The sequence below is a fragment of the Shewanella sp. S1-49-MNA-CIBAN-0167 genome (genome assembly GCF_040310145.1).
In the GTDB taxonomy this organism is placed as follows: Bacteria; Pseudomonadota; Gammaproteobacteria; order Enterobacterales; family Shewanellaceae; genus Shewanella; species Shewanella psychromarinicola.
On sequence record NZ_JBEOPO010000066.1, the window covers coordinates 1 to 12334 of the forward strand.

9 protein-coding genes are annotated in these 12334 nt (G+C 43.1%); 8 read left to right on the plus strand and 1 reads right to left on the minus strand.

The features are described from left to right. The 7 genes from AAEZ00_RS19920 to AAEZ00_RS19950 form a co-directional block, all read left to right on the plus strand. A partial coding sequence (locus AAEZ00_RS19920; protein WP_351089627.1) for a FimV/HubP family polar landmark protein occupies positions 1–1563 on the plus strand: 1563 nt, incomplete at its 5' end. A 142-nt stretch (positions 1564–1705) separates the two neighbouring features. After that, positions 1706–2491 carry a tRNA pseudouridine(38-40) synthase TruA gene (gene truA / locus AAEZ00_RS19925; protein ID WP_101032176.1) on the plus strand — a complete coding sequence of 262 codons (786 nt, stop codon included), beginning with the start codon at positions 1706–1708 and terminating at the stop codon, positions 2489–2491. Between the two features lie 93 nt (positions 2492–2584). Beyond that, on the plus strand, positions 2585–3862 hold the full coding sequence (gene folC / locus AAEZ00_RS19930) for a bifunctional tetrahydrofolate synthase/dihydrofolate synthase (RefSeq protein ID WP_124011809.1): 1278 nt from the start codon (positions 2585–2587) through the stop codon (positions 3860–3862). Positions 3863–3933: 71 nt separating this feature from the next. Continuing rightward, positions 3934–4548 carry an SPOR domain-containing protein gene (locus AAEZ00_RS19935; protein WP_101032174.1) on the plus strand — a complete coding sequence of 205 codons (615 nt, stop codon included), beginning with the start codon at positions 3934–3936 and terminating at the stop codon, positions 4546–4548. Between the two features lie 152 nt (positions 4549–4700). Beyond that, on the plus strand, positions 4701–5189 hold the full coding sequence (locus AAEZ00_RS19940) for a CvpA family protein (RefSeq protein ID WP_101032173.1): 489 nt from the start codon (positions 4701–4703) through the stop codon (positions 5187–5189). A 33-nt stretch (positions 5190–5222) separates the two neighbouring features. Then, positions 5223–6737, plus strand: coding sequence for an amidophosphoribosyltransferase (purF, locus tag AAEZ00_RS19945; RefSeq protein ID WP_101032172.1), 1515 nt, complete (start codon positions 5223–5225; stop codon positions 6735–6737). 822 nt (positions 6738–7559) lie between these two features. Next, a complete protein-coding gene (locus tag AAEZ00_RS19950; RefSeq protein WP_124011808.1) occupies positions 7560–9536 on the plus strand; it encodes a DNA topoisomerase III in 1977 nt (658 codons plus the stop codon). A gap of 613 nt (positions 9537–10149) precedes the next feature. On the opposite strand, the gene AAEZ00_RS19955 is transcribed toward AAEZ00_RS19950, so the two are convergent. After that, positions 10150–11085: a LysR family transcriptional regulator gene (locus AAEZ00_RS19955; protein WP_124012129.1), complete on the minus strand. Its 936-nt coding sequence runs from the start codon at positions 11083–11085 to the stop codon at positions 10150–10152. A gap of 122 nt (positions 11086–11207) precedes the next feature. Here AAEZ00_RS19955 and AAEZ00_RS19960 point away from each other — a divergent pair, with 122 nt between their 5' ends. After that, positions 11208–12233: a zinc-binding alcohol dehydrogenase family protein gene (locus AAEZ00_RS19960; protein WP_351075188.1), complete on the plus strand. Its 1026-nt coding sequence runs from the start codon at positions 11208–11210 to the stop codon at positions 12231–12233. The last annotated feature ends 101 nt before the right edge of the window (positions 12234–12334 follow it).

Below are 12334 nucleotides of genomic sequence, written 5' to 3' on the forward strand. Positions count from 1 at the left end.
GAAGATGATATCGATTCATTACTCGCCGAGTTTGATATGCCGGCAGAGTCAGATGATGTTGCTGCGGCTGTCAAAGCTCCAGAGACATCGGCAGACTCAAGCGGCGAAGATGATGTGAATGAAGTTGGCCAAAATGAAGAGCCTAATAATGAGGATGTTGATGCATTATTGGCTAGCTTGAATGAGCCTGTTATTGAATCCGCAATGGCCGAAAATAGCGATGAATTACCAATAGATGAGCAGGGAAACTCGGAAAGTGATGATTTAGCAGCCCAAATTGCAGCTGAATTAAGTGATGAAGATGTCGCCGATTCTACTGATGATAATGAAACAAGTGACGAAGACATCGATGCATTGTTAGCCAGTCTTAACGAACCTGTGGTTGAGTCAGAGACATATGATCACGAAAACGCAGCGGTACAAGCTCAGATTGCCGCGGAGTTAGATGACGATACGTCCAGTGAAGCATTAATATTGGACGATGATGAGTCACTCGATGATGATATTAATGCTTTATTGGCAAGCTTTAAAGAAGATACAAAAGCCGGCGATACACCATCAACTGATACAAACAGCGAACAATCTATCAATGACAAGATTGATGATACTGAGTTGTTTGATGAGTTTGATGAATATCTTAGTGATGTCGATTTAGCTAAAACAGATAATGCAGACGATATTGATGCGGACAAAGATGCTCTGTCTGACGTTGATACACAAGCCGATAGTAAAGACCAAGATAACACCTTATTTGATGCTCAACTTGAAGCCGCGCTAGCATTAACTAGTCGTCATGATGTTAAGTCAGAGCAAGGATCCACAGCAGCATCTTCTCCTACTCCAGAAACTGAAGCGGAAGAGGCCCTTGATGCTTTGTTAGCCGAAATAGATGATAAAGACACTTCTTCGTCTACTGCGCAAAATAAAACCAATAAAGATTCCGGCTTCTTTAATGACCTAAAATCCAACAAACCTAAGCCTGAATTATTAGATTGGGAAAGTGATTTACTTAAAGCTGCCGAGTCTGCCGCTGACGAGAAAGAAGTCGATGAATCTGAGGTCAGTGATGATGATTTACTGGCCGCATTTTCACAGTCATTAAAAGAGGATGACAACGTTGACGACTATACCTCTGAAGACGAATATATCCTTAGCGATGACAATTTAACGGTAGATGAAGCGTTGGCGGCACTTGATCAAAAAGAACGTAGCCAATCAGCTGAATATAAAGCCAGTAATGATGAGGTAACGCGTTTTGAGCGTGAAAATAGCTATATCGACATCGATAAATTGTTAAACGATGCTGATGAAGATGACGATAAAACCGATCAGTATAAAGACGTTAATGTTAATATGGGTTCAGTCAATTCGTTAATAAGCAATGCAGACATGGTTGATGTTGATGATGAAGAAAACTCCGTTAATGCCAAACTTGATTTAGCCAGAGCATATATTGAAATTGAAGATCAAGACAGTGCCCGAGCATTATTAAAAGAAGTGCAAATGGATGGCAATGAACGTCAACAATTAGAAGCCAAAAATTTAATTAAAAGCTTTAATTAACTCGGATAATTAACTCGGTCAATTCATGTGGTATAGGTAAAATAAATAGCCCTATGTTAACCATATAAATGCAAACGGCGCAGATACATGCGCCGTTTTTTTGTGGTAAACTGCGCGCCATTATTGAGTAGAGGATATAGGCATGCGGGTCGCGTTAGGTATTGAATATGATGGTAGTGGTTTTTGTGGGTGGCAGCGCCAACTCGATGTCGATTCAGTGCAAGCCCAGCTTGAAAAAGCCTTAAGTTACGTGGCAAATGAGCCCATTAAAGTATTGTGTGCCGGGCGAACTGATACTGGCGTGCATGCTACTGGACAGGTGGTTCATTTTGACACCAATGTTCAACGTCCAATGACGGCGTGGACACTAGGCGTGAATGCTAATTTACCCGACAGTATAGCCGTGCGATGGATGAAAGAAGTGGATGACAGTTTTCATGCCCGTTATAGTGCCACGGCCAGACGTTATCGCTATGTTATTTATAATCATCAATTGCGCCCTGGTATTTTAGCTTCTGGTGTGAGCCATTATCACGGCGATATAGATGAAACCTTGATGCATCAAGCCGCACAGCTTCTCGTAGGCAAACACGATTTTACCAGTTTTAGAGCGTTGCATTGTCAAGCTAAAACACCCTGTCGAGATGTGCATCAAGTTAATGTGACTCGTCAAGGCATGTATGTGTTGGTGGATATTCAAGCCAATGCATTTTTACATCATATGGTGCGTAATATTGTCGGTTCATTACTTCAAATCGGTTTAGGTAATCAATCTATCGAGTGGATAACAGAACTCTTGGCATTGAAAAATCGCACTCAGGCGGCAGCGACAGCTAAGCCCAACGGATTGTATTTGGTCGATGTGACTTACCCTGAGCAGCATCAATTGCCTAGGTTAGCACTCGGTCCATTGTTTATGCTCGATTAAAGTGTTTTTCAGTCATATTTATTGGGATGTAAAACTAATGTTATGTTTTCGCCACGTCTGGTAAGGTTTGCATAAATTAAATGGTATTGAATTATGTCAATTGCGTCTGAAATTACTGTACCCAATCAACAATCAAGCTTAAATCAATGGCTGGATTATTTGCTGGCAATTCATCCTAGCGAAATCGACATGGGCTTAACGCGAGTCAGTGCTGTCGCCGAGCGACTCAATGTGATTGATTTAGCTCCAGCTAAAGTGATTACAGTCGCCGGTACCAATGGTAAAGGCACGACCTGTGCGATGCTCGCCTCAATATTACGTCAAGCAAACTTATCAGTTGGCGTCTACAGTTCACCGCATTTGCTGCATTACAATGAACGGGTGCAGATCAATCAACAAGATGCCAGTGATGCCTCTCTTATTGGAGCTTTTAGTGCCATAGAGATGGCACGAGGTGATATTTCATTAACCTTTTTTGAATATGCGACGTTAGCGGGTTTATACTTATTCAAAGCTGCTAAGCTTGATGTGATTATTCTTGAAGTGGGCTTAGGTGGCCGTCTAGATGCCACTAATATTATCGATTCCACAGCCACTATCTTGACCTCTATCGATCTTGATCACCAAGAATATTTAGGCGATACCCGAGAACTGGTTGGCAGAGAAAAAGCCGGCGTGTTCCGCTCAGGTTGTCTCGCCATTTGTGGTGAACCCGATTTACCATTGAGCGTGACCGATTATGCTCAGCAGATTGGAACAACACTTTATCGTGTTGGTTATGAGTTTCATTACCATAAAGACCAGAACCCACCTACATTATGGCATTTTGAATCCGCGCAGCAATCTTATATTGGTTTGGCTGTGCCAAGGTTACCGCTAGCTAATGCTGCTAGTGTTGTGGCGCTGCTAAGTTATATTTGGCCGCAAATAAGCCAGCAACACATCAACCAAGGATTACAACAAGCTCAACTAGCTGGACGATTAGAGCAGGTGAGTGAGCAACCATTAGTACTAGTAGATGTAGCGCATAATCCCCATGCTGCACGATATTTAGCACAGCAATTGCAGGCGTACCAAGGTCGTCGTATTGTAGCCTTATGTGGCATGCTTAAAGATAAAGACATCAAGTCGGTATTGGCGACATTGGCTGAACAAATCCGTCATTGGTATTTTGTTGGTTTAGATAATCCACGGGGCGCAACAGCGCAAGCACTGCGTCAAGCATTGCCCAATGAGCGTTGTCGTCAGCATGCCAGTGAATTTACTGACATCGCCAGCGCATGGCAAGCTATACAAGCGACGGTAGAGGCTGATGATGTGGTCATTATATTTGGCTCTTTTTATACTGTTGCAGGGTTTAAATCTTTATAAACACTATTTATGTTAGACGTCGGTTTTAGAAGCCATCATTAACGTCGTTTTGTTAAAAAAGGGAATTAGCTTTGAATCGTCAATTTCAAAATCGTTTAGTGGGTACCATCGTCTTAGTGGCCTTAGGTGTGATTTTTTTACCCGATTTATTAGACGGTAAAAAACCTCAGGTGGTTGAGGAGTTCACTGAAATTCCTTTACGTCCCGTTCAATCAAGTGCTTCAAATCGAGCCAGTTCTGCCAACATCGCCGAACCCGCGGAAGAATTCCAAGTGTTAACGATTGCTGAACCTCAAGATCTCAGTAACGATATTGTTGAATTAGGTGAAGCAGAACCAACTAAAAAAGTGAATCAAGTGGTTAAACCGTCAGCGGCAACCACTGCGGCAGTAAAAAAGCCTGAAACACCCGTTGCTAATAAAACTAAATCACCCGTTACGGCTGGTTTTACGTTGCAATTAGGCGGTTTTAATAATATTACCAATGTAAAAGCCTTAATTATTCAACTACGTAAGGCAGGATTTAATGCTTATACACTGCCTAAAGTACCTGTTGAAGGAAAATTAACCCGAGTATTTGTAGGCCCTGAAGTGTCAGAAGAAAAACTTAAAGCTCGTCAGCAACCTATATTCAAATTAACCGGATTAAAAGGCAAAATCGTAGCCTATAATCCACAGGAACAATAACCTATTCAGACGGTATTATGCTTGGGTGATTAATATTTACAATTTGATTGTTCTTAATCACGCAAGAATAATTTGTGCAATCAGAGGTGAGAAACATCTCTGTCTCTGTTAGAATCTCGCCGTCTTGAACCCTATACCGGATCCCCATCTCCATGGTTTGGATTGATTACGCAATTATTATTGTCATCGGGTTATCAACTATTATTAGTTTGATCCGCGGATTTGCCAAAGAAGCCATGTCTCTTGTGGTTTGGTTTGCCGCTTTCTTTATTGCTAGCCAGTTTTATCTTGATCTTGCTGCTCATTTAACCCAAATGCAGGACGAGTTAGTCAGAAACGGTGTCGCGATTGCCATTCTTTTTATCATTACCCTGATCCTAGGGGCACTCGTTAATTATTTGTTAGGCCAGTTAGTGGCCAAAACAGGCTTATCGGGCACAGACCGTGTTTTAGGCCTGTGTTTTGGTGCCATTCGTGGCGCGTTAATTGTTAGCGCATTACTGTTTTTTATGGATGCTTTTACGGCATTCCCTGACACGAAATGGTGGCAGGATTCTGTACTTGTACCTGAATTTGGCGTGGTTATTCAGTGGTTTTTTGACTATGTCGAAAATACCTCAAGCTTTGTACCCAAAATATAATCATAAAACACTTTACAGTGAGGAACCTTACCCATGTGTGGTATCGTCGGAATAGTAGGAAAATCAACAGTTAATCAGACCATTTATGATGCGCTGACTGTGCTTCAACATCGTGGTCAAGACGCAGCAGGTATTGTGACTGTTGACATGAATGCGTTTCGTTTACGTAAAGCAAACGGCTTAGTCAAAGATGTGTTTGAACCTAAACATATGCAGCGTTTACAAGGTAATGCCGGTATTGGACATGTTCGTTATCCAACCGCGGGCAGCTCGAGTGCATCAGAGGCGCAACCGTTTTATGTTAACTCGCCATTTGGTATTTCGTTAGCGCATAACGGTAACTTGACCAATACGCTTGATCTGGCGGAAAGCCTCGTCAGAAAACGTCGTCATGTTAACACCACCTCTGACTCCGAAATCTTGTTAAACCTGTTAGCCGATGAGTTACAAGAGACGCGCAGTTTAACCTTAAGTGCCGATGAAGTGTTTGATGCGGTTGCCAAAGTGCATGCGCAAACCCGTGGTGCTTATGCGGTAGTGGCAATGATCATCGGCCAAGGCCTAGTAGCGTTCCGCGATCCATTTGGTATTCGTCCTTTGGTACTGGGTAAGCATGAAACCGCAACTGGTACTGAGTATATGGTTGCTTCAGAAAGTGTTGCTTTGGATGCCGTCGGTTTTGAAGTGATGCGTGACGTAGCACCTGGTGAGGCTGTTTATATTTCACTTGATGGCCAGTTATTTACCCGTCAATGTGCTGTAGACCCAAGCTATGCTCCGTGTATTTTTGAATTCGTTTATTTTGCTCGTCCAGATTCGAGCATCGACAAAATCTCTGTGTATGCCAGTCGCGTAAACATGGGCGCTAAGTTAGGCGAAAAAATTAAGAAAGAATGGGAAGACCATGACATTGATGTCGTTATTCCTATTCCAGAGACATCGTGCGATATCGCATTAGAAATTGCTCGTTGTATGGATTTACCGTACCGTCAAGGTTTTGTTAAAAACCGTTATATTGGTCGTACGTTTATCATGCCAGGTCAGCAAGAACGTAAAAAATCAGTACGTCGTAAATTGAACGCAATTAATACTGAGTTCAAAGGTAAAAACGTATTACTGGTTGATGATTCAATCGTTCGTGGCACCACGTCTGAGCAGATCATTGAAATGGCGCGTGAAGCCGGGGCAAAGAAAGTGTATTTTGCTTCAGCAGCCCCTGAAATCCGTTTTCCTAACGTGTACGGAATTGATATGCCGACCTCTAATGAGTTGATTGCTCATGGTCGTGATGCTGACGAAATTGCCAAAATCATTGGTGCCGATGGCATTATTTTCCAAGACTTGAGCGACTTAATTGAAGCAGTAAGAATGGAAAATCCAGAGATTAAGCGTTTTGAAACATCAGTGTTCGACGGTCATTATATTACCAATGACGTTGATCAAGCTTACTTGGATCATTTAACCCAACTACGTAACGATGATGCCAAAGCAAATCGCTCAAAGGACATAGGCACTAATTTAGAAATGCACAATGAGTGTCATCCATAAGTTAACCACTGTTTGTTAGTGATAAAAAACCAGCATATTGATGCTGGTTTTTTTTGCTTTAAGGCCTAGAGGCTAGGACGCTTCGCGGCTAGAGGCTATAAGAGTGATAACAAGCGAACGCTGCGCCTAGATGCCTAGATACTAGGACGCTTCGCTGCTAGAGGCTATAAGAGCGATAACAAGCGATGACGAGCGATAAAGATCGATATCAAGCGAACTAGCAGGACGCAGTCCGTTCTAGGGTCTAGGCTTTTTGCTGTTATGCTTTTATAGCAGCGAAGCGATCTAGCAGGACGCAGTCCGCTCTTGGGTCTAGGTTCTTCGCTATTATGCTTTGATAGCCGCGAAGCGAACTAGCAGGACGCAGTCCGTTCTAGGGTCTAGGTTCTTCGCTTTTATGCTGTTATAGCAGCGAAGCGATCTAGCAGGACGCAGTCCGTTCTAGGGTCTAGGTTCTTCGCTGTTATGCTGTTATAGCAGCGAAGCGATCTAGCAGGACGGAGTCCGTTCTAGGGTCTAGGTTCTTCGCTGTTATGCTTTTATAGCCGCGAAGCGAACTAGCAGGACGCAGTCCGTTCTAGGGTTTAGGTTCTTCGCTGTTATGCTTTTATAGCAGCGAAGCGATCTAGCAGGACGCAGTCCGCTCTAGCTTCTAGGCTTTTCGCTGTTATGCTTTTATTGTAATGATTTACGCCGATAAGGGGTTAATTATTTCATATTTGCAGCTTGGCGTATTTAACGCTAATCTATACTGTAAATTTATACAGTTAAGTGGCGCAGTTCGGTTTGTCATATTGAACGCTAACGCCCCAACAGTGGATTATGATTTTATATATTGCTGAAAAACCCAGTCTAGGTCGTGCGATTGCCGATGTGTTGCCAAAGCCACATAAAAAAGGTGATGGCTATATCACTGCCGCCAATGGTGATTGCGTGTCATGGTGTATTGGCCATTTATTAGAGCAAGCCGAGCCTGATGCGTACGATGATGCATTTAAGTCGTGGAAACTCGAGCATTTGCCAATTGTCCCGCAAACGTGGAAGTTGCAGCCCAAACCCAAAACGCGCAGTCAACTTACGGTGTTGCGTAAACTGGTAAAGCAAGCATCATCGATAATTAATGCTGGCGATCCAGATAGAGAAGGGCAGTTGCTGGTCGATGAAGTGATTTCTTATTTGGGCGTAAAGGGTGACAAGCTTAACCAGGTACAGCGGCTGTTAATCAGCGACTTAAACCCCCAAGCGGTCAAACGTGCGCTAGGGCAGTTACGCAGCAATCGTGAGTTTATTCCTTTATCGACTTCTGCATTAGCCCGCAGCCGTGCTGATTGGCTGTATGGCATGAACATGACCCGCGCATATACCATTCAAGGGCGTAAGGTCGGTTATCAGGGGGTATTATCAGTTGGCCGAGTACAAACGCCTTTGCTTGGGTTAGTCGTACGCCGCGACGAAGAAATTACTGCATTTACCCCAAAACCTTTTTATGAAGTGTTAGCGCATTTGCTGACCGATCAGCAACAAGGTTTTAGTGCTAAATGGAAGCCTAGTGAGGCTTGCCAGCCCTATATGGACGAAGATGGACGGGTATTAGCTAAAGGCTTAGCCGAAAATGTGGTTGCCCGCATTAATGGTAAACCCGCTGAAGTGACAAAACTTGAAGCCAAAGATAAGCGCCAAAACCCGCCATTACCTTATAGTTTATCAGCACTGCAAATCGATGCCGCAAAACGCTTTGGGCTATCGGCGAAAGAGGTGCTTGATACCTGCCAAAGTTTGTATGAAAAACATAAATTGATTACTTATCCGCGCTCAGACAGTCGCTATTTACCTAAAGAGCAGCATACTTTGGCACCGAAAGTATTGGATGCTGTGCTCAAAGGCGTTTCTGCCTTGGTTGATGGTTGCGACTCACCTAATGCCAAGCTTAAATCTAAAGCGTGGGATGACAGTAAAGTGGATGCTCACCATGCCATTGTGCCTACCGAGAAAGTGGCTAACTTAGCTGCATTATCAGGTAATGAGGCAAAGTTGTACCAACATGTTGCGCGGCAATATTTAGCCCAGTTTTATCCCGCTTATATTTATGCAGAAACCGCAGTTGAAGTGACGATTGCTGGTGGCTTGTTTACCACTAAAGCGCGTCAAGACAAAAGCTTAGGCTGGAAACAGCTCTTTAAACGGGCAGCCACAGCAAATCAAGCTAATAACAGTCAAGCGAATACTGGTTCAACTCACAGTGAAGACGATAACGACGATGCCGTTCAGTCGCTACCGCCATTGGTTAACGGGCAGGTGTTGCATTGTCTGCGTGGTGAATTATTGGAGAAAACGACTCAAGCGCCGAAGCATTTTACCGATGCCACATTATTAGGCGCCATGACCGGAATTAGTCGTTATGTTACTGATAGTGAAATTAAGAAAATCCTCAAAGAAACCGACGGCCTAGGCACCGAAGCAACTCGTGCTGGGATTATTGAATTATTATTTAAGCGTGGATACCTTATTCGTCAAGGTAAATCGATATTGGCCACTCAGGTTGGCACTGGCTTGATCCGCAGCTTACCAGAATCAGCAACTACACCTGACATGACCGCATTATGGGAAAACAGCCTTGATGCCATCAGCCAAAAACGACTGAAGTACGATGCGTTTATGCAGCCATTACTCAGCCAGTTAGATGGTTTAATAACCCAAGCATCCAGCCAGTTACCATCAGCATTACAAGGTGTCGCCAGTACCACACCGAAACGCAGTTTTAAAAAGCCTTATAAAAAGAAAGCTAAAGCGAAAAGCTAAGAGGGTAACAAGTGGTGAAAAGCGATAACTAACGGTGACAAGCGAACGCTGCGCTTTTTTGTTAAGTCAAAAGTCTAGGCGCTAGGTCGCTTCGCGGCTAGAGGCTATACAAACAACGTCATAAGCTAAGAGGGTAGCAAGCGATGAAAATCGCTACAGAAAAAACTTGATCATTACAATGCGGCTAAATCGAAGAGAGTTAAATTAAAGGTGTAGATGAGTCAGCGAGTATCCAAAACAGGGATGTTTTGGATAAGCCCACAGGGATGCTGATTTAAAATCAAGAGCCGGCGTCTCGCTTAATCATCTGCACATCAGCATGCTGCAGGCAATAAGTTCAAATAAAGCTACGTTATAAATCAAGCTAAACTAATACCAAGTAAGCTGAGTTAATCAATACCTTAAATACACTTTTGTCCAAAAGTGAGTTTAAGGTATTAAATATATATCGTTGTTAGATGATGACAAAGAATGTGTCTTATTTCATTGAGATATAACTGAGAAAAGACGGAATCGGCCAATATCCTGAATCGCTCGATATCGCTCGTTATCTCTTACCACCGCATTTCATCGCACTTCCTGCTGTTACCGCTTGTTATCCCCGATAGGCTTATCAATTCAACACGCTTTTATCTACTATGCCTTTCTCAATCAGTTGCAGTAAAATATTGCGGGTCTTTTGTTTTAAGGTGTCACGCAGTAATCGGGCTGCGGGAGTAATAGACTGTCTACTGGGGAATATCAGCCAGAGTTCGGTCGCTTTGGTTTGGTATTCGGGTAAAATATGTACCACGTTTTCGGCGAGTAAATCGCTTGATATATCAAGGCAAGATTTAAGCCCAATGCCTTTACCCGATACGCACCATCGATGAACCAGTTCACCATCGTTAGACACTCGGTTGCCTTTCATTTTGATTTTATACTGTTCATCACCGCGATAAAACTCCCACACATCGTAAGTAATATTATTGAGTTGATATAACAGTCCATTGTGGGAGGCGAGGTCTTGTGGGTGTTTTGGCATGCCATGTTTTGCTAGGTAAGCTTTAGATGCACACAATAATCTGGGGACATTACAGATTTTAAACCCGTAAAGATTAGCGTCATTTGGCGAACCATAGCGCAAGGCTAAATCGACGGAGTCGCGGTAAAAGTCCAAGTTACTGTCATTAATATTGGCGCGTAAACTGACTTTTGAGTGAGTGGCCATAAACTCATCTATCCATGGCATAACCAGATTGCGGCCCAAATCCGATGACAATGCAATTCGTAAATCCCCGTCGATGATGTCTAATTCGCCTTTCATATTTTGTTTGGCTTGTTCGAGCATTAATAGTGCTTGCTCACATTGAGGAATGTATTTTTCCCCAGCATTGGATAACCTTAGCTGCCTTGTAGTGCGAATGAACAACTCAACACCTAGCGAACTTTCGACTCGTTTAACTGCGGCGCTGGCGGTTGCTGTGCGCATATCAAGATTGGTTGCTGCGGCGGTAATGCTGCGAAACTCAGCCACTTTCAAAATAACCTGCAGATCTTCTAATAACATATTGTCTAATAATATTTGATAATGTTTCAATTATTATGCTGTTTATGCGGAGTAAAACAAGGGCTAATATAGCTTCATTGAAAAGTAATCCCATTGATACCGTTTACTATAGGAAGCAGATTATGAAAGCCATCGGATACACACAATCATTAGCCGTTACTCACCCTGAGTCGTTAATTGATGTCGAGTTACCTCAACCTATCGCAACAGGCCGTGATTTATTAATCAAAGTAAAAGCCATCGCCGTTAACCCAGCAGACTATAAAGTCCGCTTGAACATGGCGCCTGTTGCGGGTGAAGTAAAAGTGATCGGTTGGGACGCCGTTGGTGAAGTGATTGCGACAGGTGAAAGTGTGAGCCCATTTAATCCTGGCGATCAGGTTTATTATGCTGGCGATATTACGCGTCAGGGTAGCAATGCTGAATACCAATTAGTGGATGAGCGTTTAGTGGGCATTAAACCTAAAAGTTTATCCGATGCCGAAGCCGCAGCATTACCGTTAACGGCGATCACGGCTTGGGAATTACTGTTTGAACATTTATGTATTAAGCAACAAGCACCCCATTCAACTGAAAAATCAAACGAAGTCATTTTGGTCGTAGGCGCTGCGGGTGGTGTGGGTTCTATCTTTATTCAGTTAGCAAAAACCTTGACAGGTGCAACCATTATCGCCACAGCATCGCGTGAAAGTTCAAGCGAATGGGTGAAAAAGTTAGGCGCTGATCATGTGGTTGATCACACCAAACCGTTACCCGCTCAAATTGATGGATTAAACATAGGGTCTGTCACCCATGTGGCCAGTTTAAACAGCACAGATGCCTATTTTGAGGCTTACACTCAGTTGCTAGCACCCTTTGGTAAAATTGCCATGATTGATGATCCAGAAGGGTTAGATATCACTAAGTTAAAACTCAAGAGTTTGTCATTACATTGGGAGTTTATGTTTGCTCGCTCGATGTTTAACGCAGTAGATATGGATGAGCAGGGACGTTTACTTAACCGAGTAGCCGATCTTGTCGACCAAGGTTATATTCAAACTACGTTAGGCCAGCACATGGGCGCAATAAATGCTGCAAATCTTCGTGCTGCACATGAGGCGTTAGAAGCAGGCCGTGCCATTGGTAAAATTGTTTTAGAAGGGTTTTAATTAATACCTTTAATTGTATTATTTAACATGCCTATGCAGTTGGCTCAGTAAGAATGTATTGGCGTGTGAATTATTGCCAAATTTAACAATCTGTTAGGTAT